This window comes from Nitrobacter sp. 62-23 (assembly GCF_001897285.1).
Lineage (GTDB): Bacteria > Pseudomonadota > Alphaproteobacteria > Rhizobiales > Xanthobacteraceae > Nitrobacter.
The window spans coordinates 18111-40562 of the sequence record NZ_MKSM01000115.1 but is presented as its reverse complement, the minus strand read 5'-3'; the positions used below and the strand labels follow the sequence as shown (position 1 = coordinate 40562).

21 protein-coding genes, 1 tRNA gene and 1 pseudogene are annotated in these 22452 nt (G+C 63.3%); 13 read left to right on the top strand and 10 right to left on the bottom strand.

All coding sequences use genetic code 11. The features are described from left to right. From BGO16_RS13170 to BGO16_RS13160, 3 genes are all read right to left on the bottom strand, one after another. Positions 1-208 (bottom strand): putative inorganic carbon transporter subunit DabA (locus tag BGO16_RS13170; protein WP_292619191.1); only part of this gene is annotated, 208 nt, incomplete at its 3' end. Further along, positions 187-948, bottom strand: a complete 762-nt coding sequence (locus tag BGO16_RS13165; RefSeq protein ID WP_292619189.1) for a hypothetical protein — start codon at positions 946-948, stop codon at positions 187-189. The genes BGO16_RS13170 and BGO16_RS13165, both read right to left, overlap by 22 nt. A gap of 6 nt (positions 949-954) precedes the next feature. Continuing rightward, a complete protein-coding gene (locus BGO16_RS13160; RefSeq protein WP_292619188.1) occupies positions 955-2652 on the bottom strand; it encodes a proton-conducting transporter membrane subunit in 1698 nt (565 codons plus the stop codon). A 227-nt stretch (positions 2653-2879) separates the two neighbouring features. Between BGO16_RS13160 and BGO16_RS13155 the strand changes: the two genes are divergently transcribed. After that, complete coding sequence (locus tag BGO16_RS13155) at positions 2880-3200, top strand: hypothetical protein (RefSeq protein ID WP_292619187.1); 321 nt, start codon at positions 2880-2882, stop codon at positions 3198-3200. A gap of 429 nt (positions 3201-3629) precedes the next feature. On the opposite strand, the gene BGO16_RS13150 is transcribed toward BGO16_RS13155, so the two are convergent. The 4 genes from BGO16_RS13150 to mnmA form a co-directional block, all read right to left on the bottom strand. Next, a tRNA-Met gene (locus BGO16_RS13150) sits at positions 3630-3706 on the bottom strand. Positions 3707-3990: 284 nt separating this feature from the next. After that, positions 3991-4341 (bottom strand): hypothetical protein, encoded by a 351-nt coding sequence (locus BGO16_RS13145; RefSeq protein WP_292619186.1) that lies wholly within the window; start codon positions 4339-4341, stop codon positions 3991-3993. 47 nt (positions 4342-4388) lie between these two features. Then, a complete protein-coding gene (locus BGO16_RS13140; protein ID WP_292619185.1) occupies positions 4389-5027 on the bottom strand; it encodes a class I SAM-dependent methyltransferase in 639 nt (212 codons plus the stop codon). A gap of 133 nt (positions 5028-5160) precedes the next feature. Next, positions 5161-6363: a tRNA 2-thiouridine(34) synthase MnmA gene (gene mnmA / locus BGO16_RS13135; protein WP_292619193.1), complete on the bottom strand. Its 1203-nt coding sequence runs from the start codon at positions 6361-6363 to the stop codon at positions 5161-5163. 338 nt (positions 6364-6701) lie between these two features. Between mnmA and BGO16_RS13130 the strand changes: the two genes are divergently transcribed. The 12 genes and pseudogenes from BGO16_RS13130 to BGO16_RS13075 all read left to right on the top strand — a co-directional run bounded on the left by BGO16_RS13130 (position 6702) and on the right by BGO16_RS13075 (position 17208). Continuing rightward, the gene (locus tag BGO16_RS13130) at positions 6702-8231 is read left to right on the top strand and encodes a flagellar hook-length control protein FliK (RefSeq protein WP_292619184.1); all 1530 of its coding nucleotides are present in this window, start codon (positions 6702-6704) and stop codon (positions 8229-8231) included. A 9-nt stretch (positions 8232-8240) separates the two neighbouring features. Further along, positions 8241-8930, top strand: coding sequence for a flagellar hook capping FlgD N-terminal domain-containing protein (locus tag BGO16_RS13125; RefSeq protein ID WP_292619182.1), 690 nt, complete (start codon positions 8241-8243; stop codon positions 8928-8930). 205 nt (positions 8931-9135) lie between these two features. Then, positions 9136-9252: pseudogene (locus BGO16_RS13120) on the top strand (DUF1153 domain-containing protein); the annotation flags it as partial. 45 nt (positions 9253-9297) lie between these two features. Beyond that, positions 9298-9573, top strand: coding sequence for a DUF1153 domain-containing protein (locus tag BGO16_RS13115; protein ID WP_002714638.1), 276 nt, complete (start codon positions 9298-9300; stop codon positions 9571-9573). A gap of 176 nt (positions 9574-9749) precedes the next feature. Then, on the top strand, positions 9750-11369 hold the full coding sequence (gene fliF / locus BGO16_RS13110) for a flagellar basal-body MS-ring/collar protein FliF (protein ID WP_292619181.1): 1620 nt from the start codon (positions 9750-9752) through the stop codon (positions 11367-11369). Between the two features lie 6 nt (positions 11370-11375). Further along, on the top strand, positions 11376-12458 hold the full coding sequence (fliG, locus tag BGO16_RS13105) for a flagellar motor switch protein FliG (RefSeq protein WP_292619180.1): 1083 nt from the start codon (positions 11376-11378) through the stop codon (positions 12456-12458). Continuing rightward, positions 12458-13084, top strand: a complete 627-nt coding sequence (locus tag BGO16_RS13100; RefSeq protein ID WP_292619179.1) for a FliH/SctL family protein — start codon at positions 12458-12460, stop codon at positions 13082-13084. The genes fliG and BGO16_RS13100 overlap by 1 nt, the downstream gene beginning before the upstream one ends. Before the next feature lie 16 nt (positions 13085-13100). Continuing rightward, complete coding sequence (gene fliN / locus BGO16_RS13095) at positions 13101-13451, top strand: flagellar motor switch protein FliN (protein WP_292619178.1); 351 nt, start codon at positions 13101-13103, stop codon at positions 13449-13451. Between the two features lie 38 nt (positions 13452-13489). Then, positions 13490-14869, top strand: a complete 1380-nt coding sequence (locus BGO16_RS13090) for a sigma-54 dependent transcriptional regulator (protein ID WP_292619177.1) — start codon at positions 13490-13492, stop codon at positions 14867-14869. Between the two features lie 72 nt (positions 14870-14941). After that, positions 14942-15406 (top strand): ASCH domain-containing protein, encoded by a 465-nt coding sequence (locus BGO16_RS13085; RefSeq protein ID WP_292619176.1) that lies wholly within the window; start codon positions 14942-14944, stop codon positions 15404-15406. Between the two features lie 99 nt (positions 15407-15505). Beyond that, positions 15506-16615 carry an ATP-dependent RecD-like DNA helicase gene (locus tag BGO16_RS13080; RefSeq protein ID WP_292619174.1) on the top strand — a complete coding sequence of 370 codons (1110 nt, stop codon included), beginning with the start codon at positions 15506-15508 and terminating at the stop codon, positions 16613-16615. Positions 16616-16824: 209 nt separating this feature from the next. Then, positions 16825-17208, top strand: coding sequence for a BA14K family protein (locus BGO16_RS13075; RefSeq protein ID WP_292619192.1), 384 nt, complete (start codon positions 16825-16827; stop codon positions 17206-17208). A gap of 122 nt (positions 17209-17330) precedes the next feature. Here BGO16_RS13075 and metB read toward each other — a convergent pair whose 3' ends face one another. The 3 genes from metB to BGO16_RS13060 form a co-directional block, all read right to left on the bottom strand. Next, the gene (gene metB / locus BGO16_RS13070; protein WP_292619173.1) at positions 17331-18515 is read right to left on the bottom strand and encodes a cystathionine gamma-synthase; all 1185 of its coding nucleotides are present in this window, start codon (positions 18513-18515) and stop codon (positions 17331-17333) included. A gap of 120 nt (positions 18516-18635) precedes the next feature. Further along, entirely contained in the window at positions 18636-20366 is a 1731-nt protein-coding gene (locus BGO16_RS13065; protein WP_292619172.1) for an NADPH-dependent assimilatory sulfite reductase hemoprotein subunit, read from the bottom strand. Between the two features lie 10 nt (positions 20367-20376). After that, positions 20377-22215 (bottom strand): assimilatory sulfite reductase (NADPH) flavoprotein subunit, encoded by a 1839-nt coding sequence (locus BGO16_RS13060; RefSeq protein WP_292619171.1) that lies wholly within the window; start codon positions 22213-22215, stop codon positions 20377-20379. Between the last annotated feature and the right edge of the window lie 237 nt (positions 22216-22452).

Genomic DNA, 22452 nt, shown 5'->3' with positions numbered 1-22452 from the left:
TGCCGCGCGGCAGGAACATGCGCGCATGGAACAGCTCCGCGCCGCGCCGCACCGCCTGCTCGAAGGGCATATCCTCAAGGCCGTAGAGCGGATTGTGGTGAATGAAGTTGCGCATCGGCCAGAAAAACGGCACCGGCTCACCCGCCACGTAGGCGGTCGAGCGCACCCGCAGGCGCCGTCCGAGGTTCAGTGCATCCACCACGACCATCCTCCGATCGAACCCAGCACAGCGGCAGCGGCGGCGAGCACCAGCCACGGGGCAACGGCGCTGCGCGACAGGTCAACCGTGCCCACCGCGCGCGGCCACTCATCCCCGAATAGGGCGTGCTGCCACAACACCGCGGCCGCCCAACTCCACAAAAGCCACACCGCGAGCACCACGGCCGCCGGACCAGCAGGAACCTGCTGCAGCACCGCGAGCATGGCAAAGAATCCCGGGAACGGCGGCGCGGCCAGAACCGCGATCATTGCCACGACCCAAGCGCCGGTCAGGCGTGGATAGGCCGGGCCAATGCGTCCGCGCAGTCCGAGATACGCCCCTCCGAGCCGGCGGCTGAGGCTGCAGCCGAGAATGATCAACACGGCAGCCGGGATTGTCATCGCCAGAGCCACGAGCAGGAGGGCCACACCGCGCAGACCATGCAGCCAGGCCAACCACACCAGCGGCCAAGCCGAGGTGGCCTGCAGCCGCGCCCAAACGAACACCTCGCGCACTGCGAGCAGCCGCCACGCATAGAGCAACGCGGTAAACGCCGCCAGTACCTGCAGCGCGGTAGCCAGCGGTCCGGGCGGCACAGTCGTTTGGCTAAGCAGCAGTGCGCCGGCTGCGGGCAGCGCCAGCAGCGCGGGAACGCGCAACCAGACGGGGAGCGCCTGGAGCGCGGCGTTGGCCAACAGGCTCAGGGGAAACAGCGGCAGCAGGATCAGGGCAAGGAGCAGTTCGATCATGGCGGTTCAGACCCACCGCAGCCAGATATTTACCCGCTTGGCCGCGGTGAGCGCACCGCGCGCCAGTTGGGTGTAAACGTCGGACACGTAGAACTCCCGCGTAAACAGGGTGTAGAGATTGAGGTAGATGGCATTCCACAGCGTGCCGGGCCGTCCTTCGAGTTCGAGCGACTCGGCATAAAAAGTCACCAGCCAGGCGCCGACCAACACGAGCGTGAGGAACACCACGAGGACGTCGAAAGCCAAGGCGTTGATGCCCGCCGCGGCATAGATTGCGTCGCGCAGATCCGGATCGGGGTAGAGGAAGGTTTCGAACGCATGCGCGATCAGGGCGTAGCCCACCACCACGATGAGGAAAGACAGCAGGATCATGGTCAATGAGCGCCAGGGGTTCTCGCTGGGCAGCTTGTGAATTGAGAAGAACGCCTGCGCGCCGGTGACCCAGCCGAAGAACAGCAGCACGACCGCGCCCTGCTTGTGGAAGAAGTCCTCGGCCACCATCCAGTGCGACAGGCCCAGCATCAACGCCGGCACCAGCACGGTGATGAGCGCGGCCAATAGCCAGGGCACCTTCACAGCGCGAAGCGGACGGCGTTCGACCACAAAGGTGTAGATGTCGTCCGGCGGCACGCCATCGTCGCGTCGGGTATCGCCGATTACACTGCCCGAGCCGAGGAACAGCGTGGCTTTGAATAGCCCGTGCGCGATCAGGTGATAGACGGCAAGCGAAAATGCGCCCAGGCCGCATTCCATAATCATGAAGCCCATCTGCCCCATGGTGGAATAGCCAAGGGATTTCTTGACGTCGTTCTGCGTCAGCATCAGCGCCGAGCCGGTCAGCGCCGTCACCACGCCGACGACGAAGGACAGGTGCAGCACGTCGGGCGCGTGGATAAATACCGGGGCGAAGCGGTTGAACAAAAATCCCCCGGCATTGACAATGCCCGCATGCATCAGTGCCGACACAGGCGTGGGGCCGTCCATGGTGTAAGGTAGCCAGGTATGCATAAAGAATTGCGCCGAGCGGGCAAATGCCGCCAGCGCCAGCAGCAGCGCTGCCAGCGGCACCACCGCCACTTCTCCGAGTTCAACGTTCGGATTGGCGCTGATCCGGGCGAACAGTTCCGGCAGCTGCGTCGTGCCGTAGCCATGCCACAACAGTAGCGTCGCGCCGACCAGCGGCAGATCACCCACGCGATAGGTCAGGAACGTCCAGAAGGCATAGCGGCCGCTGGCCTTGCGGCTGGCATCGAAGCCCAGCAGAAAGAATAGAAGCACCCCGATCAGGAACCAGGCGGCCAACAGCGTGAGCAGATCGCCGGCGGTGACCATCAGCAGGATCACGGCGGTCATCAGGTCCAGCAAGGCGAAAAACCGCGCATAACCGGGCTCGTCGGCCATGTAGTGCAGTGCGTAAACATGCACCACCAAGCTGATAGCCGACACCAGTACCGCCATTGCCACGGCAAGATGGTCGAGCAGCAGAACCGCCGGTCCGAGTTGCGCCAAAGCCGCGCGTTCCTGCGGCACCTGCAACACCACCACCAGCAACGCCAGTGCGGTCGCGCAGGTGGCGACGAGCATGGCCACGCTGATACGCCCTGCCCGTGCCGGCCTATCGGTTCCGGCCAGCGGGGCGACGATTGCCGAAAGCACCGGCAGCATCGGCAACGCCACGAGACACCAAGAGACCCATTGGTCCACGGTAGATACTCCTCGCGATCGGGATGGCATAATGCCGAACGGGATGGCACAATGCGGAGCGGCTAGGGTCCGCCAGCCCCGGCTGACCGAACTGTTATTACGATAAGTGATGAACTCAATAAGGAAAAATTTGAATTGCTTATTCAATGCCTAAGGCGAACTGATACATCCGTGGCGACCGCAACCGCGCAACTCGTTCGCGTCCAAGAACTCGTTCGCGTCCAAGCATGAATAAAAACACGCACTCCCCCACGAATAAAAAATACGTCGGGCTCGATCAGGACGTATACGGCATCACTCAGCTCGGGCGCATCGTGCTTGATGCGCGTGTGTTCGGTCTCATCCCCGAAACACAGGACTGCGCGGGCTGGGACATCGGCCAAATGCAGATTCTGAAGAGCAAAATAGAGCAGCTCTGGGATGAGTACGGCAACCTGCCTAGCGCGCTGCCGCCAGAGCTCGCCGAGCGCCACAACCGCGTCTATGCCGAGGCCATCGCCCGCGCCAAGGCGCGTGGCTGGGACGCCGAGCTGTCAGAGGACGAATAGCGCGCCGCAGCGGCGCCAGGCCGCTCCCGGTGGTGCTACGCAATTCGGAAGCGTCGGCAGCAGTCTATAGCGTTTTCTAGCGAAGTGGATACCGGTTCGCGTGAAGAAAACGCGTCAAATCAAGAGCCTAGAGTCTTTCACTGTTTCCATGAAACGGTGAAAGACTTTAGCGCCTCGGCCCGAGCGAGCGCGAACGCAAGCAATCAGCGGAGTAGGTCCGTAGCTAACCTTCGCGCCTCGGCAGGAGACTGCCGCATCAATTCAGTAGATTTGTTTGACGAGGCGAGGCGGCGCGATCAAGCGGGCCCGAGCGCTCGCGCGATTGCTTGCTGCGCAGTCAGTCCATCGGCACAAAATTGGTACAATACGTTTCCGCACGCGGAAGCGCAAAAGACATCACCGCAACTATTCGAAACAGACGAATATTTCTGGTAGCGAGGGAGGGACTCGAACCCCCGACCCCAGGATTATGATTCCCGTGCTCTAACCAGCTGAGCTACCTCGCCGCAGCGTCCACAATAGACGAGAGTCGTGAACGCGCGGCATATAAAAAGCCGCCAAAGGACCTGTCAAGCAAAGCCGCCCGATATGCCAGCTTATTGCACGACAGCGGTTCGAGGCTGTTTGAAAAGTCACCGGGCATCTCCCGGCCGTTCCCCGGATGCAGCGCAGCGTGAAACGGTGCGCTGCTGAGCCGGGTCTTTGCGAGGTTTTCTGCGACGATCCCGAGTCAATGCAGCGTCACTTCGTGCCGCAGCGCGCCCGGAACACCCGAAAAGCAAACAGGCTCTTATTTTGGCCGCACGGTAGGATCGCCGCCAGGGCTGCCGGGTGGCGGGATGACCGGCGTGTTGCCGCCTTCCGGCGTCGGCGCACGCATCTCCGGATCGACATCCGGAGGCGGGCACAGCACGCCGTCGGATTTCGCCAATTTGTCGCCGAGCGGCTCCCTGCGCTCGCCGGTCGTCGTTCGATTCGGCGGCGCCGTATCGTGGGGGGCGCAAACGCCTGTATTCGTGGAGGGTGCTGGAGTCGGGACGGCAGGAGATGTCCCCGGTGTCGGCGGCGCCTGTGCAAAGGCGGTATCCGCGAGCGCAATAATCGCGACGAATAAAAATATAGACGTGGCTTTCATCCGCATGCCACGGCAACGAACGGTCGCAACGGTTGTTCCTCGGGAACCGGCAATCAGGATTTGCGGTAGCGGATCAGCGAGAAGTGCCCCATCGGCGGCATCGGGCGACGCTCGGAAAGTGTGACGCCGCCGTGCTTCGCCGCCCAGTTCACGAGACGCGCCCACGGGAATTCCGGGCGCCAGCCCAGCCGCCGCGCCAATGGCGCAAACGCCAGTTCGAACAGACGGCGCGCTCCCCGCTCGGCGCCGATGTGATTGACCAGGATCAGTTCGCCGCCCGGCTTCAGCACACGGATAAAATCGTCCAATGTCGCTTCAGGATCCGGCACCGCGGTGATGACATACTGCGCCACCACCGCATCGAAAAACGAATCTGCAAAGGCGAGATTCCTGGCGTCCATCACCGCCAGGGTTTCGACGTTCGTGAGATTGAGCGCACGCACGCGCTGCTGCGCCTTGCGCAGCATCGGTTCGGAAATGTCGACGCCGCACAGTTTCGTGGTGGACGCATAATCCGACAGCGACAGTCCGGTGCCGACGCCGACGTCAAGGATACGACCGCCGATCGTATCGGCGATGGCAATGGTGGATTGGCGGCCCGGATCGAAAACCTTGCCGAACACGAGATCGTAGATCGGCGCCCAGCGGCCATAGGCCTTCGCGACGCCGGCGCGGTCGATATCGTTGCCCATGCTCCCCTGCGCGTTCTGGATTACGATGATCCCGGATCGAATCGATCCGGAATCATGAACGTGACCGATTCCAATATTTCAAGAAGCGGGATACGGGCGGAAACCACGATACACTTTTTTCCTCGTCCCGCCTCTACCCGCGCAATTCGGCGGCGAGAGGCGCCACCGACGTACCGCTCTGCATGGCCGCACCGCTTGCGCGCTTCGCCATGGCGCGCGCGATGAACCCGCCGCCGAGCACCCGCGCCTGACCTTCCGGCCCATCATAGAACACGCAGGCCTGACCGGGCGATACGCCCTCCTCGCCGGCCACGAGTTCAATCTCATAGCGGCCGTCGACGGCGCGCAGCCACGCCGGCTGAGGCTTGCGGGTCGAGCGAACCCGCACGAACAGTTCAAGCCCTGCTCCCACGGCGCGATCGAGCGCACCGTCGCCGATCCAGTTCACGTCGCGCAGCACGATACGATGCATCTTCAACGCTTCGCGCGGTCCGACGACCAGACGCCGGTTGGCGGCATCGAGACTCAGGACGTAAAGCGGCGCGCCGGAAGCGATGCCGAGGCCACGGCGCTGTCCGACCGTGAAATGCACGATGCCCTCGTGATGGCCGAGGACGTGTCCGTCGAGATCGACGATATCGCCGGGCTCCAATGCATTCGGCTTCAACCGGCTGATGACATCGGTGTAGCGGCCGGTCGGCACGAAACAGATATCCTGGCTGTCATGCTTGTCGGCAACCGACAGCTCGAAGCGCCGCGCCAGTTCGCGGGTCTGCGCCTTCGTCATGTCGCCGAGCGGAAAGCGCAGAAAATCGAGTTGCTCGCGCGTGGTGGCGAACAGAAAGTAGCTCTGGTCACGGTCCGCATCGGCGGCACAGAGCAGCGCGCGCGATCCACCAGCCAGACGGCGTGAGGCGACGTAATGGCCGGTCGCCAGCGCGGTGGCGCCAAGCTCGCGCGCGGTGGCCAAAAGGTCGCGGAACTTCACCAGGCGGTTGCACTCGATGCAGGGCACCGGCGTCTCGCCCGAGGCATAGCTGTCCGCGAAATTCTCGATCACGGTTTCGCGGAAACGGCTTTCATAATCCAGCACATAGTGCGGAATGCCGAGACGCTCGGCAACGTTGCGGGCGTCATGGATGTCCTGACCGGCACAGCAGGCGCCCTTACGATGGGTGGCCGCGCCGTGATCGTAGAGCTGCAGGGTTATTCCAACGACATCGTAACCCTCGGACTTCAACAGCGCGGCCGTCACCGACGAATCGACACCGCCCGACATGGCGACCACGACCCGCGTATCCTGAGGACGGCCTTCCAGATCCAGACTGTTGAGCATTGATCCCGTCATACCTGAGATCGCGCAAGATCACACGCGCCTTGCGGATCGGAGACTTTCGCGGTGTTCCGGAGCGGGGATTCCGTTCCGTTTGTCCGACCGAAAGACCACCTTTTGTTATAGTAATATAGTCCGTATTCCTGCGAGGCAATCACGGCCGGACGACGGCAACGGACCAGCGGCAAATCTTGCCGCCGGGCAGAAAGCAAGCAGCCGGATCGACCGTTCCGGCCGCCGCGCGTTCCACGTAACTCGTTGAATACGCTAATTTTACAACCAGACCGGATGATGGCCCGGTCCTTGCTGCTCACTTGGCGCCCTATCGCGAGAGGTTGCCTGTGCGTACCGTGATACCAGAATCCGTCCCCAGCGTGTCGTTCCAGAGCGCGCGGCCGGGGCTTGAGCCCAAATCCGAGCTCAAGGCTGAGCCGGACGAGCGGTCACCGCCGGGCGATACCTTCGCGGCCATGGTCGATGCTAACGCGCATGCCTCGCAGGCTGCGGGCGCGCAGACGCCGAATCTGTCCGATCGGCGCGGTCTGCGTCCTGACCGGCTGCCCGCCTCTCGCCGCGCCACTCCCGACGGCGGCGACATGCAGGCACACGGTCCCCAGGCATCGTCCCGCCAGCCGCCGCAGATCAATTCGACCACTGAGCCCGGCACCGGCATTCAGAAGGCCGATACCGGCACCAAGGCATCACACGCCGGACACCACCATCGACACGACGATACCGAGACCGCCTCGACCGGGGACGCTCCAGATCCCGTGCCGACGGCTTCGGACGTCACAACGACAGACCCGGCCGCATCCTCGCAACCCGTCACAATCCCGCTTGCGGTGGCCGTCCCGGTCACGCCACCGGTCGTGGCGACGCTAGCAGCCGGCGACGCCGATACCGCGGCAGCCACGGCGGCGATCATCCCGGAAGCGACAGCCCCGCCTGAGGCGCTCCGGGCCGCGCAAACCACCGCCATGCAGATCGGTGAAGCCGGCGAGGCCCTGGCAACCGTCGTCGCCGCGGCAGCACCGGCCGCCGCGAAAGCGACCGGAAAGACGCCGGACAATGCGCAACCGGCCAGGACGGCCGCATCAGTCATGACCGGACTCCAGCCTCAACCAACGACCTCGGATGCATCAGCGCCAGCTGCCGCCGCGAGCCCGAACGTGCCGCACGACGCCACGCCCGGCGATCGCAAGCACGATGCCGCCGCCGCCGACGGCACCAAGACCGCCGCGTCCGACACCGACGCGCCCGCGGCGCAGCCGGGAGCGACGGCGGCGCATCATCCAGCCGCAGCGGTCGACGCCGCGCAACCGCAGCCCGGCCAGCCCGACAGCGCTCAGCCGCAGGGCATCAATAGCGCCGTCGCGCAGCCCCAGATGCAATCAACCGCCGCGACAACAACGCCCGCGGCGCCTCAGTACAACGTCGCGGTGGCCGCCGGCGCGGTGCCGCTGAACGGGCTGGCGGTCCAGATCGCGGTCACGGCACAAAGCGGCAAGAGCCGCTTCGAAATCCGGCTCGACCCCGCCGACTTGGGCCGCATCGATGTCCGCCTCGACGTCGACCGCCAGGGCCGGGTCACCTCGCATCTGACGGTCGAGAAGCCGGAAACGCTTGCAATGCTGCGGCAGGACGCGCCGCAGCTCCAGCGCGCGCTGCAGGATGCGGGCCTGAAGACCGGCGACGGCGGCCTGCAATTCAGCCTGCGCGACCAGTCCTCGCAGGGCCAGAGCCCGCGCGACGATACCGGGCGCAATGCGCAGCGCCTGATCATAACCGAAGACGACATCGTTCCGGCGGCGGCCGGGCGAAGCTATGGCCGGATGCTCGCATCGAGCAGCGGCCTCGATATCAGAGTGTAGGAGACGGACATGACGAGTTCAGTGGGCTCTGCGGTTCAGCAGGTGGTGTCGGGCACGACGGCGTTGCCCGCTTCCTCCAACTCCGCGGCAGCAAGCACCAACAGCACGCTCGCCGGCAACTTCCAGACCTTCCTGACGCTGCTGACGACGCAGTTGCAGAACCAGAACCCGCTCGATCCGCTGGACACCAACCAGTTCACCCAGCAGCTTGTGCAGTTTGCCGGCGTCGAGCAGCAGTTGAGAACGAACGACCAGCTCGCGAGCCTCGTCTCGCTGCAGCAGACGACGCAGGCGACGCAGGCGCTGGACTTCGTCGGCAAGAACGCCGTGGTCGACGGCAGTACCGCCACCATGACCAACAGCGCGGCGACCTGGCAGCTCAGCGTCCCGGCCGCCTCCACCCTCACCGTCAACATCGCCAACAGCACCGGCCAGAACGTTTTCTCCGGATCATACGACGTCAATGCCGGCGACAATCAGGTTTTCGCCTGGAACGGCCTCGGCAACGACGGCACGCAATGGCCCGACGGCAAATACACGCTGACGGCGACGGGGGCGGATGCCTCCGGCAATCCGGTCATGGTCTCGACGCAGATTCAGGGTCAGGTGAATTCGGTCGATCTCACCCAATCGCCGCCACTGCTGTCGATCGGCGGCCAGAGCTACACGATCAGCCAGATCAAGCGCATCGTGAATTGACCGGCGCGGCTCGTGCCCGGCTGTCAGAAACTACCTTCCCGCTCATGATCCGACCGGTCTTGCGCCACTGAACCAAGGGCCCGGCGTCGCTTCCGAGCGGTCTTTTCAAGGAGAATCGTATTGAAGCCTTGGGCTTAGGCAAATTTTAAGCCGCAAGGCGTAGCTTCCTCGGCGAGTTCAGTGGTTTAGAGTTTGTGAGTACGCCATGACAGAACCCCATCGCCCGAGGGTAAAATACGTCATCGGGCCCGACGGAAGCCCGTTAACGATCGCCGATCTGCCCGCGCCCGGCACCAAACGGTGGGTTTTAAGCCGCAAGGCGTAGCTTCCTCGGCGAGTTCAGTGGTTTAGAGTTTGTGAGTACGCCATGACAGAACCCCATCGCCCGAGGGTAAAATACGTCATCGGGCCCGACGGAAGCCCGTTAACGATCGCCGATCTGCCCGCGCCCGGCACCAAACGGTGGGTGATCCGCCGCAAGGCCGAGGTCGTCGCCGCGGTACGCGGCGGATTGCTCTCCCTCGAGGAAGCTTGCAGCCGCTATACGTTGACGGTCGATGAATTCCTGTCCTGGCAGTTCTCGATCGACCAGCACGGCCTTGCCGGTCTGCGCACCACGCGAATCCAGCAATATCGTCAGTAAAACACTTCCAGATTAGCGCGAATTCTCGGAAAACCGGTCTCCCTCTGGAGACCGGTTTTTTGTCATTGAGCAATTTCGTCACGGGTCTTAACCGTCGTTAACCATATCGAAACCATACCATAGGCAATAATTGCCGAGTCGGCCTTTACCGCGGGCCGGGTCAAGGGGCTGGTTCGTTGCAGGGGCTGCTGGCATTTCTGAAAGGCCTGGGCGCGTCACGGCTGATGGCGATGGTCGCCGTCACCGCCGTGCTGATCGGCTTCTTCGCATTCGTCATCATTCGCGTCACGACCCCGCAGATGACGACCCTCTTTACCGACCTCAGCGTCGAGGACTCCTCGGGAATCATCAAGGACCTCGAACGCCAGGCCATTCCTTACGAGCTGCGCAACGACGGCGCCGTCATTATGGTGCCGAAGGACAAAGTGACGCGGCTGCGGATGAAGCTCGCCGAGGCGGGACTGCCCAAGGGCGGTGGTGTCGGCTACGAGATCTTCGACAAATCCGACGCACTCGGCACCACCAGCTTCGTCCAGAACATCAATCGCCTGCGCGCGCTGGAAGGCGAACTCGCCCGCACCATCCGCGCCATCGACCGCATCCAGGACGCCCGCGTCCATCTGGTGCTGCCCGAACGGCCGCTGTTCTCGCGCGAAGCGCCGCAGCCATCCGCCTCGATCGTGCTGCGCGTCCGCGGCGGCCTCGAACCGCAGCAGATCCGCGCCATCCGCCATCTCGTCGCCTCGGCCGTCAACGGGCTGAAACCGCAGCGGGTGTCCATCGTGGACGAAGCCGGCCAATTGCTTGCCGACGGCTCGAACACCGATGCCGACGGCGCGACCGGCGACGAGCGGCGGGCTGCATTCGAAAAACGCATGCGCAATCATGTCGAGGCCATCGTGTCGTCGGTGGTCGGAAGCGGCCGGGCACGCGTCGAGCTCTCCGCCGACTTCGACTACAACAAGATCACCCAGACCTCCGACAAGTTCGATCCGGAAGGCCGGGTGTTGCGATCCAGCCAGACCCGCGAGGAATCCTCCGTCACCGCTGAGAACAACGGCCAGGTCACGGTCAACAACGAGCTGCCCGGCAACCAGCAGTCGGACACGGCAAACCCCGCGCGCGACCAGAGCAAGAAGAGCGAAGAGACCAACAACTACGAAATCTCCCGCACCACCAAGACCGAGGTGACCGAAGTCGGCCGCGTCAATCGCATCTCGGTCGCCGTTCTCGTCGATGGCACGTATACAAAAGACGACAAGGGCCAGATGGTCTATGCGGAGCGCGGCAAGGAGCAGCTCGATCGCATCGCCACGCTGGTGCGCTCGGCCATCGGCTTCGACCAGAAGCGCGGCGACCAGGTCGAGGTGGTCAACCTCAAATTCGCCGAGCCGCCGTCAGTAGTGCCGCTCTCCGAGCCGGCCGGTTGGCTGGGAATGATGCAGTTGACCAAAGACGACCTGATGTACGTCATCGAGCTCGCCGTCATGATGCTGCTCGGCCTCGTGGTGACGTTCATGGTGATCCGTCCGCTGGTCCAGCGTATCCTGGCGTCGGAGCCGCCGCCGCCCAGTCCGCCGTCCGCCCTGCCGGCTCCGGCCGATGCCACCGCCCAGGCCGGCGGGTCCGGACAAAATCTCGTTCCCGGCAACAACGCCACCGCGCAACTGATCGACGTTGCCCAGGTGCAGGGGCAGGTCCACGCCCAATCCGTGCATCGGGTCGGCGAACTGGCCGAGCGCAATCCCGCCGAAACCGCCTCCATCATCCGTCAATGGCTTACCGAGCCCGCGTGATCCGACATGGCTATACCTCAGACCACCAACGCAAACGATATCGCCAGCGTCGTCGCCTCGCTTGCCAGTCGTCAAAGCAACCGTCCCAAGTCCAAGCCGATGAGCGGACCGAAACGGGCGGCCGTGATGATGCTGGCGCTGGGCGAGCAATACGGCGGCAAGGTCTGGGCGATGCTGGACGACGACGAGGTTCGCGATCTGTCGCTGGCGATGTCCACGCTCGGCACGGTCGAGGCCGATGTGGTCGAGGACCTGCTGCTGGAATTCGTCTCACGGATGTCGGCCTCAGGCGCGCTGATGGGCAACTTCGATGCAACCGAGCGGCTGCTGACCCAATACCTTCCCGCCGACCGGGTGAGCGGAATCATGGATGAGATCCGGGGACCGGCGGGCCGCAACATGTGGGAAAAGCTGTCCAACGTTCCGGAGGAGGTGCTCGCGAACTATCTCAAGAACGAATATCCGCAGACCATCGCTGTCGTACTGTCGAAGCTGAAATCCGAACACGCCGCACGGGTGCTCGCCATCCTGCCCGAAGACATGGCGCTCGACGTGGTCGGCCGCATGCTCAAGATGGAAGCGGTGCAAAAGGAAGTGATCGAGCGCGTCGAGCAGACGCTGCGCAGCGAATTCATGTCCAACCTGTCGCAGACCCGCCGCCGCGACGCCCATGAGGTGATGGCGGAAATCTTCAACAATTTCGACCGCCAGACCGAGACCCGCTTCATCACCGCGCTGGAAGAAGAAAACCGCGAGTCTGCCGAACGCATCAAGGCCCTGATGTTCACCTTCGACGACCTCGTGAAGCTCGATGCGGGCTCGGCGCAAACTTTGATGCGCCACGTCGACAAGGACAAGCTCGGCATCGCGCTGAAGAGCGCCAACGAGGAGGTTCGCGCCTTCTTCATGGGCAACATGTCGTCACGCGCAGCGAAAATGCTGATGGACGACATGGCGGCGCTTGGACCAGTCCGGCTGCGCGATGTCGACGAGGCGCAGGCGCTATTGGTCAATCTCGCCAAGGACCTCGCCGCCAAGGGCGAAATCATGCTGTCCAAGAACCGCGCCGACGACGAGCTGGTGTACTGATGGGCGCTCCGGCAAAATTCCTGTTCGACACGGACTTCTCGGTTCCGCATAAATCCAGCGAGCGGGCGCCCACGGCTCAGGAGATCGCGCAGCAGATCGCGGCCGCGGAATCCCGGGCCTATCAGAACGGGTTCGATGCCGCGCAGCGCGAAGCCAGGGTTCAGAGCGACCGCCGTATCGCGCTGGCGATCGAGAACATCGCCGCAAGCCTCCAGAGAATCGCTCAAGGCGTCAGCGGGGTCGAAGCGCGGATGGAGACCGAGGCAGTCGACGTCGCCGTCGCCGTCGCGCGCAAATTGTGCAGCGAGTTGATGGCCGCCGAACCCTTGACGGAGATCATTGCGCTGATCCGCGACAGCTTCCGGCATCTGGTGTCGACGCCGCATCTCGTGGTGCGGATCAACGACCAGCTCTACGACGCGGCGCGCGAGCAGATCGAGCGCCTCGCCAAACAACACGGGTTTACCGGACATCTCGTCATACTCGCCGAACCCGACATCGAGACCGGCGACTGCCGGATCGAGTGGGCCGACGGCGGGGTCGTGCTGGAACGCGCCGCTGTCAATGCCAGGATCGACGACCTGGTGCGCGGCTACATGGCTCGCAAATCGAACGGCAACACCTGAGGCATGGGGACGAACAATGAGCGATAACGACACCCAGGTGCCGCTTCCCGACCTCAATGCCGCCGATGCGCCGGCGGATGATGATGTCGGATACAGCGAGGATGAGCAGGTTTCGCGGGTCGCCTCCGATCTCGAGGCGGTGTTCGACGTTCCTGTCCAGGTGTCCGCCGTGCTCGGCCGCTCAAGGATGGACGTCGGCGCGCTTCTCAAACTTGGGCCCGGCAGCGTTCTGGAACTCGACCGGCGTGTCGGCGAGGCCATCGACATCTACGTCAACAACAGGCTGGTGGCGCGCGGCGAGGTCGTTCTCGTGGAGGACAAGCTCGGCGTGACCATGACCGAAATCATCAAGGCCGACAAAGCCTGACGCCCGCCGCGAGCCGGGACACATAACAGGAGCAGATCATGCGGCTTCTCATCGTTGGCACACTGAAGGGCCAGCTCACGACCGCCACCAAGATCGCGATGGACAATGGCGCCTCCGTCACCCACGCCGACGGCAACGAACAGGCCATGGCCGTGCTTCGCGGCGGCAAGGGCGCCGATCTCCTTCTGGTCGATGTCGATCTCGACATCCGCGCTCTCGTCATGCGGCTCGAGGCGGAACACATTCACGTGCCGATCGTCGCCTGCGGCATCACCAGCGACGCGCGAGCCGCTGTCGCCGCGATCCATGCAGGCGCCAAGGAATACATCCCGCTGCCGCCAGATCCGGAACTGATCGCCGCGGTGCTCGCCGCCGTGGCGAACGATTCCCGCGATCTCATTTACCGCGACGAGGCAATGGCCCGGGTCATCAAGCTGGCGCAGCAGATCGCCGGCTCCGACGCCTCGATCATGATCACCGGCGAATCCGGCACCGGCAAGGAAGTGCTGGCGCGGTATGTCCACACCCGTTCCAACCGCGCCAAGCGGCCGTTCATCTCGATCAATTGCGCGGCGATCCCGGAGCATCTTCTGGAATCCGAACTGTTCGGTCATGAGAAGGGCGCGTTCACCGGCGCGGTCGCGCGCCGCATCGGCAAATTCGAGGAGGCCACCGGGGGCACGCTGCTGCTCGATGAAATTTCCGAGATGGACGTTCGGCTGCAATCCAAGTTGCTGCGCGCCATCCAGGAGCGCGTGATCGATCGCGTCGGCGGCACGCGGCCGGTGCCGGTCGACATCCGCATCATTGCCACATCGAACCGCAACCTTGCGGAGGCCGTGCGCGAGGGGACCTTCCGTGAGGACCTGCTGTTCCGTCTCAACGTCGTGAACCTGAAGATCCCGCCGCTGCGCGAGCGTCCCGCCGACATTCTCGAACTGGCGCAGCATTTCGCAAAGAAATATGCCGAAGCCAACGGCCTGCCGGTGCGTTCGCTGTCGGCCGACGCGCGGCGCGTGCTGACGACGAACCGCTGGCAAGGCAATGTCCGCGAGCTGGAGAACACCATTCACCGCGCGGTCTTGATGACGAGCGACGACGAGATCGGCGCCGACGCGATTTTGACGCCCGACGGCGACCGTCTCGACCTGGCGAAGACCGCGCCCGCCGTCGCCCATGCCACGCTCGCCGCCGAGCAGGTGACGCGGGCGCTGGTCGGCCGCACCGTGGCCGACGTCGAACGCGACCTGATTCTCGAAACGCTGAAACATTGCCTCGGCAACCGGACCCACGCCGCGAACATTCTCGGCATCTCGATCCGGACGCTGCGCAACAAGCTCAACGAATACGCCGACGGCGGGATCCCGATCACGCCTCCCGGCAACGGTGATCATCGCGCCTTCGTTCCGACGACCTGAGCGCCCTTCCCGCTTTCGGTGCGGCAAACGAGAGTCACACGTAAAAGAATAAGCCTGCGTCAAAAGGAAGCCTTGAATCAGCGCTTTCTTGCTACGTCAAATCGGTGCTATGCGGCCGTCAGTGATTTGTCGTTGTCTTTAAATATGCCGGGCGAGAGATTGAAATTTATGAAAGCACTATCGCTTGTAAAACCAAGCGGCACTCAAATCGCATCTGGCGAGAAGACGCTGGAAGTGCGGCGCTGGAAGCCCAGTCTGCGTGCTGATGAAGATCTGTTGATCGTCGAGAATAACAGGTTTCTTCGAAATGAAGGCGATGAAGATGATGAAGGTCGCGTTGTTGCCATAGTGCGCGTTGCTACAGTTCGCCCGTTTGTACCAGAAGACATGGCCGCAGCTTGCAGCAGTTATTTCGAGGACGGGTGGCTGGCGTGGGAGTTGGTTGATGTCCGTCCTCTGTACTCAACGATCAATGTAAAAGCAGCTCGGGGGATATACGAACTCCATCCTCCACGCGATATAAAGCGAAGCTCTTAATCGCCCGGTTGACTGGTCGGATCAGCTCGTCCACGCTATTCAGCTTTCATAAAACGAGTCGCGGCGTCGCGGCGCAGGCTCCGTCATCCGTCTGGACCCATGACCTCCTTTTCGCCGCATCAGGACACAGCGCTTAAAGCCGTCGCCGACTGGCTGAAAGCCAAACCCGGTAAAGGTAGCACGCCACAGGTGTTCCGCTTGTTCGGCTATGCCGGCACCGGCAAGACCACGCTGGCGCGCCATATCGCCGACGGCGTCGACGGCGAGGTCAAGTTCGCGGCCTTCACCGGCAAGGCCGCGCTGGTGATGCGCAACAAGGGCTGCGACGGCGCGTCGACGATTCACTCGCTGATCTATCGCGCCCGCGAATCCGGCGAGGAGCAACCGAGTTTCGAGTTGTGGGACGATGCGCCCGCCTCCAAGGCCAAGCTCATCGTGATCGATGAGTGTTCCATGGTCGACGCCGAACTCGGTCGCGACCTGATGTCGTTCGACTGCCCGTTGCTGGTGCTGGGAGATCCCGCACAGTTGCCGCCGATCCAGGGCGGCGGCTTCTTCACCAGCGCCGATCCGGACGCGATGCTGACGGAGGTTCACCGGCAGGCCCAGGACGACCCGATCGTGCGCATGTCGATGGACGTTCGCGACGGCCGCGAGCTTGACATCGGCCGCTACGGCGAAAGCGAAGTCGTGGCGCGCGGCGAGTTGGATCCCGCACGCGTGATGAACGCCGACCAGGTGCTGGTCGGCCGCAACAACACCCGCCGCTCCTACAACATGCGGATGCGGCAGCGGCAGAATATCGAGGACCCGCTGCCGGTGGCCGGAGACAAGCTGGTCTGCCTGCGCAACAACCGCAAAAAGGCGCTGTTCAACGGCGGCTTGTGGCGCGTGAAGTCGCGCGCGGCCTCGAAATCGAAAATCATCACGATGCGGCTGTCCCCTGATGAAGAATTCGCGCACAAGGTGACGAAAGTCTCGGTGCGGCAGGACTGCTTCGCCGGCGGCATCGAGGATATTCCGTGGGAGCAGCGCAAGCCCTACGACGAGTTCGACTACGGCTATGTCCTGACGGTGCACAAGTCGCAGGGCTCGCAATGGGACGACGTGGTGCTGTTCGACGAAAGTTTCGCGTTTCAGGACAGCCGCGCACGATGGCTCTACACTGGCATCACCCGCGCCGCGAAGCGGCTGAGCGTCGTGGTGTAGCTCGTCGGAGGAACCTTCCCGCCAACCTTCCCGCCTCTGACGTAATCAGGCGAGAGACTTTATCTTTCTGGTTTGACGCATGTCTTCACGCCAGTCCATTCATCCTTAACCCGTGCCATTCCACCCGCTCGCGTCAATCTGACGCCTCGCCAATCACGACGTCTTGACCAAATATCCCACCGTCCCGATACCTGCCATTGAGGAGATTGATCATGCGATCGAAGATCATGTTACCGGCATTGCTCGCCGGTTCCGTAGCGTTTGCCTTTTCCGTGCCGGCGACATCAGCACCGCTCATGGGCCAGTCCAATATAAGCAACGCGGCTCCATCCTCGATCGAGGCTGTTCAGTATTATGGCCATCATTATGGTCATCACCACCATCATCGCCACTATCATGGCGGGGGCGGCGGCGCCGGGGCGTTGATCGGCGGCCTGGCTGCAGGCGCCATTATCGGCGGCGCTATCGCTGCCGGTCAGGCCAACGCGGCCGCACAACAGAACGCGGCCTATTGCGCGCAGCGTTTCCGCTCCTACGATCCGGCATCCGGAACGTATCTCGGCTTGGACGGCTATCGTCATCCCTGTCCGTAGGCGACAGAATTTTTCGGCGCACGGTCGTGCCGACATATCCGAGCTGTTGACGCGGAGCCTATCGGCTCCGCGTTTTTTATAACAAGCGGATCTTTGCCCTGCGGGTGTCTACCCGTGACCGTTCAGGCGGTCGCTTTTGAACGAGCCGATGCATTGATCCTGGCAAGAGCCTGGTCCAAATCGGCGATCAGGTCGGCGGCGTCCTCCAGGCCGATTGAAAGCCGGATAAGACCGCTGGTTATGCCGGCGGCGCTACGCGCTTCCTCCGACATGCTGGCATGGGTCATCGTCGCGGGATGAGCCACCAGGCTCTCGGTGCCGCCGAGCGACTCCGCGAGACTGAAAAGCTTCACGGCCTCGACGAAACTGGCGGCTTCCAGGTCGCTTCCTTTCAGTTCGAAACTCAGCATCGCGCCAAAGCCGGATTGCTGGGCCTTGGCGACGGCATGGCCCGGATGCGTGGGCAATCCCGGATAGTGACACGCGGCGACAAGCGGATGCTTCACAAGAAACTCGGCGACCGCCTGCGCATTGCGCTGCTGCCATTCCATGCGCGGAAACAGCGTGCGGATGCCGCGAAGCGCCAGATACGAATCGAACGGCGCCCCCGTCGTGCCGACGATATTGGCCCAGGTCGCCAGCGCCTCGGCATCAGCGGCATCGGCCGCGATCACGGCGCCGCCGACCATATCCGAGTGGCCGTTGAGATATTTCGTCGTCGAGTGAATGACAAAATCCGCCCCGAGCGCTATGGGGCGCTGCAGAGCGGGCGACAGAAACGTATTGTCGACGGCGACTTTGGCGCCAACCGCTCCGGCCTGCGCGACAATCGCCCGGATGTCGACGATGCGCATCAGAGGATTGCTCGGAGTTTCGATCAGGACGAGCCTGGGCCTGTCCTGCAAGGCGGCCGTCAGCGCCGCCGTATCGTTCTGATCGACAAAAACTACCTTGAAGTGGCCGCGGTCGCGGCGGTTCACCAGCAGGCGTTGAGTGCCGCCGTAACAGTCATGCGGCGCAATCACGACCTCATCGCGCGACAGTTGCGACAGCACAAGATCGATCGCGGCCAAACCCGAGGACACCACCACCGCGCCGGCGCCGCCTTCGAGCTTGGCGAGAGTGTCGGCCAGCAACGTCCGGGTGGGGTTGCTGGTACGGGTATATTCGTGCGGGCCGCTGCGCCCGAAGCCGGGCCAGATGAAAGTGCTCGACAGGCAGAGCGGCGGCGTCACCGCTCCGAAGGCATCTTCGGTCGCGATGCCGTTTGCGGCCGCGACCGTTTTCAGGTTCGTAGATTCGGGCATGATGTTCGTGGACTTTCGATGAAATGCGGCGAGCGCACATCCCGTCCGGGATGTCGCGACCAGCCGATCGCGACATATTTAAAGAGCTTCAGCCGAAATATAAATGGGCCGGCGGCGCCATTAGTCGTTGAAGAACCGCCCTTCCTTGACCTCCGCGACATAACCGGCGCGAATGGCAAAGTCGCCGAAATGTTCGCCCGGCTTGCGCTCGCGGGCATAGTGGCCGAGCGTCTTGTCCAGCGCTTCCAGGATCGCGGGCTCGCCGACATTCTCCAGATACATCTTGTTGAGGCGCTCGCCGTGGAAGCCGCCGCCGAGATAAAGATTGTACTTGCCAGGAGCGCGGCCAGTCAGGCCGATCTCGGCGATGTAGGGTCGCGCGCAACCGTTCGGGCAGCCGGTCATGCGAATGGTAATGGGGTCATCCTTGAGCCCGTGGGTATTAAGAATGGCCTCGATCCTGGTGACGAGATCGGGCAGATAGCGCTCGCTTTCGGCCATCGCCAGACCGCAGGTCGGAAGCGCAACGCAAGCCATCGAGTTGAGGCGCAAGCCGCTGCGGGTCTCGAACTGGTCGAGACCGTATTGCTTCATCAGCGCTTCAATCGCCGGCCGGTCCTCGGAAGCGATGTCGGCAATGATCAGGTTCTGGTTCGGCGTGACGCGGAACATGCCCTTGTGGACCTGCGCAATGGCGCGCAAGCCGTCCATCATCGGAAAGTCCGGTGTGTTGATGATGCGGCCGTTCTGGATGAACAGGATGCAATGCTCGCGGCCGTCCTCGCCCTTGACCCAGCCGAGCGGATCGCCGTTCGAGGTGAAGGTGTAGGGCTCCGCAGGCTTGAGCGCGAAGCCGAGCCGGCGCTCGGTCTCCGCCTTGATCCAGTCGAGTCCCTTTTCGTCGATGGTATACTTGAAGCGGGCGTGCAGCCGGTCGAGCCGATCACCGTAGTCGCGCTGCACCGACATCACCGCATCGATGGTCGGAAACAGCTTGTCGGCGTCGATGTAGCCGATGACGCTGGCCAGGCGCGGATAGGTCTTGGGCGACTGATCGGTGCGGCCAAGGCCGCCGCCGATGGCGACGTTGAAGCCTTTCAGCTTGCCGCGACGCGCGATGGCGATGAAGCCGAGATCCTGGCCGTAGACGTCGATGTCGTTGCTCGGCGGTATCGCGAAGCCGATCTTGAACTTCCGCGGCATGTAGGTGCGGCCGTAGAACGGCTCCTCGGGACCATCCGTCTCCTCACGCTCGGCGCCGTACCAGATTTCCTTGTAGGCTCCCGTTCGATGGACGGCGTGATCGCTCGCGCGCTTGGCAAGCGCATAAACCTCGGCGTGCAGTTTCGACAGATCGGGATTGACCGTGCACATCACGCCACGGGTGTCGTCGCCGCAGGCGGCCTTGGTGTCGAGCAGCACGTCGCGCAGTCCCTGAAGCAGGCTGCGCAGGTTGTGCTTCATGACACGGTGAAACTGGAACGTCTGACGCGTGGTCAGCCGCAGCGTGTCGCCCCCGTAGTTGCGCGCCAGATCGTCAAGCTTCAGCCACTGGCCGGGACTGCAGACGCCGCCCGGCAGCCGCACGCGCGCCATGAATGAGAACGCCGCTTCCAATTTCTGGCGCCGACGCTCGTCGCGGATGTCGCGGTCATCCTGCTGATAGATGCCGAAGAACTTCATCAGCTTGGCGTCGCTCGCCGCCACCGCCGACGTGATCTCGTCGGCCAAGCTCTGCTTGATCGTGCCGCGCAGATAGTCGCTGTTGGCCTTCAGCGTTTCATCCGGCCCGAGTTTGTCGAGGGGTTGGGAAACGTCGCGGCTGCGATCGGGCTCAGCCTTCACATCCATCAAACTGGCCTCAATACACGTCAAGCCGATAACGGCGATCGCGCTGCAGCGCCGAGAGATAGGCGACCGCCTCGTCGCGATCGAGGCTGCCGTGCTCGGCCACGATATCGGTAAGCGCCGCATGGACATCCGGCGCCATGTGCGCGCTGTCGCCGCAGACGTAAATATACGCGCCCTCCTCCAGCCACGCATAGACGTCGCGGCCCTGGCGGCGCAGGCGATCCTGCACATAGGTCTTCGGCGCGGCATCGCGCGAGAAGGCGAGATCGAGCCGGCTCAGCACGCCGTTCTTGACCAGTTCCTGCCACTCCACCTGATAGAGGAAGTCGCTGCGGAAATTGCGCTCGCCGAAAAACAGCCAGGAGCGGCCGGATGCACCCCGCGCCTCGCGTTCCTGCATGAAGGCGCGGTAGGGCGCGACGCCGGTGCCGGCGCCGATCATCAGGATCGGCACATCGTCATCCGGCAAATGAAAGTGATCGTTGGACTGGATGTAGACCGGAATCGTGGCGTCCGCCTCGGTGCGCGCGGCGAGATAGCCGGAGGCGACGCCGGCGCGCGGCAGGTCGTGCATCATGTAGCGCACGGTGCTGACGGTGAGGTGCACTTCGTCCGGTGCCGCGGCAAGGCTGGAGGAGATCGAATAGAGCCGCGGCTGCAACGGCCGAAGGCCGGCGACGAACTGCGCGGCATCGATGCCCGACGCCGGAAAGCGGCTGACGACATCAAGAATGTGGTGGCTGTGCTGGAACGCTGCGCGAGCCTCCTTCTGATCGGGCGCACGCAACGCCTGAAGCTCGGCTGCGCCCGTGATGTCGGCCCAATGATCGAGAAAGCGCGGCGTCAGCGCCGTGATCTCGAAGGTCGCGCTCAACGCCTCCCCCAGGCTAGTCATCGTCTGCTTCACCGTCAGCGGGGCATCGGCCGGCAGCGACAGCTTCTCCAGCACAGCCTCGACCAGCGCCGGGTCGTTGCGCGGCACGATGCCGAGCGCGTCGCCCGGCTGGTAGGTCAGTCCGGAGTCAGCAAGCGACAGTTCTATATGGCGGGTTTCCTTGGTCGACCCGCGCCCGGTCAGCACGATGTTGTCGATGACCGCGGCTTGAAACGGATGCTTCTTGTCGAATGTCGCCGCCGCCGGTTCACGGCTCTGCGCCGCGGCCGCCGATGCCGGCGCAGATTGCGCGGTTTGCGCCGATGGCGCGAGGCTGGTGACCACGGCCGCAATCCACGCTTCCGCAGCCTCCTCATAGTCGACGTCGCAGTCGACGCGGTCGGCGAGACGCTGCGCGCCCAGTTCTTCCAGCCGCCGGTCGACCCGCTTACCTGCCTCGCAATATTTTTCGTAGGTGGAATCGCCCAGCGCCAGCACTGCGTAGCGCAACTGCGGTAACTTCGGCGCCTTGCGGCTTTCCAGGAATTCGAAGAAGCCGACGGCCGTCTGCGGCGCGTCGCCCTCGCCATGGGTGCTGGTGATGACAAGCATGTCCTGCTCGTCCTTGAGACCGCGCGTCTTGTAGTCCGCCATATCGGCGAGGCGGGCCTCGATGCCCTTGGCCGCGGCCTTGTCGACGAGAGTCTGGGCCAGAGCCTTGCTGTTTCCCGTTTCGCTGGCGAACAGAACCGTCAACAGCCGCGTCGCAGGCGCCGCGATGAGATTGCCTTGTGAAGGTGGCGCAAGCTCCGCGACATCGGAAGCAATAGCGGCCGCGCGAGCCTTATGGCTCAAACCGGCGAAATAGCCGCTGATCCAGATCGCCTGTTCATGACTGAGCGACGTCGCAAGCTGGTTGACTTGCGTCCACTGATCCGTCGAGAGCGCCGATCCTGGAAATTCCAATTTTGTCATCGCAAGCAAACCTCGGAAGCGAACTGCCCGCCCGATTGCGATTTGCATTTCACAGGTCGGGTCGAGCCGCTGAACGATACGGAATCTGCCGCGCCATTTTCGACAGTCCGGGTCTCTTGAATAGGTCCGGTTTGGCAGAGAAAACAATGCGTTATTGAAAAAAAGAATATTACCCTTCAGCGCACGCAGGCAGCGAAACGAATATTTCGTTGCCGCGCTTATTTTTAGCATTGCGGG

Coding starts and splice junctions, on each gene's coding strand:
- BGO16_RS13140 (WP_292619185.1), bottom strand. CDS start 5,027: ATGGGCAACGATATCGACCGCGCCGGCGTCGCGAAGGCCTATGGCCGC.
- BGO16_RS13115 (WP_002714638.1), top strand. CDS start 9,298: ATGACAGAACCCCATCGCCCGAGGGTAAAATACGTCATCGGGCCCGAC.
- BGO16_RS13165 (WP_292619189.1), bottom strand. CDS start 948: ATGATCGAACTGCTCCTTGCCCTGATCCTGCTGCCGCTGTTTCCCCTG.
- fliN (WP_292619178.1), top strand. CDS start 13,101: ATGAGCGATAACGACACCCAGGTGCCGCTTCCCGACCTCAATGCCGCC.
- BGO16_RS13060 (WP_292619171.1), bottom strand. CDS start 22,215: ATGACAAAATTGGAATTTCCAGGATCGGCGCTCTCGACGGATCAGTGG.
- BGO16_RS13100 (WP_292619179.1), top strand. CDS start 12,458: ATGGGCGCTCCGGCAAAATTCCTGTTCGACACGGACTTCTCGGTTCCG.
- mnmA (WP_292619193.1), bottom strand. CDS start 6,363: ATGCTCAACAGTCTGGATCTGGAAGGCCGTCCTCAGGATACGCGGGTC.
- BGO16_RS13155 (WP_292619187.1), top strand. CDS start 2,880: ATGAATAAAAACACGCACTCCCCCACGAATAAAAAATACGTCGGGCTC.
- BGO16_RS13090 (WP_292619177.1), top strand. CDS start 13,490: ATGCGGCTTCTCATCGTTGGCACACTGAAGGGCCAGCTCACGACCGCC.
- BGO16_RS13065 (WP_292619172.1), bottom strand. CDS start 20,366: ATGGATGTGAAGGCTGAGCCCGATCGCAGCCGCGACGTTTCCCAACCC.
- BGO16_RS13145 (WP_292619186.1), bottom strand. CDS start 4,341: ATGCGGATGAAAGCCACGTCTATATTTTTATTCGTCGCGATTATTGCG.
- metB (WP_292619173.1), bottom strand. CDS start 18,515: ATGCCCGAATCTACGAACCTGAAAACGGTCGCGGCCGCAAACGGCATC.
- fliG (WP_292619180.1), top strand. CDS start 11,376: ATGGCTATACCTCAGACCACCAACGCAAACGATATCGCCAGCGTCGTC.
- BGO16_RS13125 (WP_292619182.1), top strand. CDS start 8,241: ATGACGAGTTCAGTGGGCTCTGCGGTTCAGCAGGTGGTGTCGGGCACG.
- BGO16_RS13080 (WP_292619174.1), top strand. CDS start 15,506: ATGACCTCCTTTTCGCCGCATCAGGACACAGCGCTTAAAGCCGTCGCC.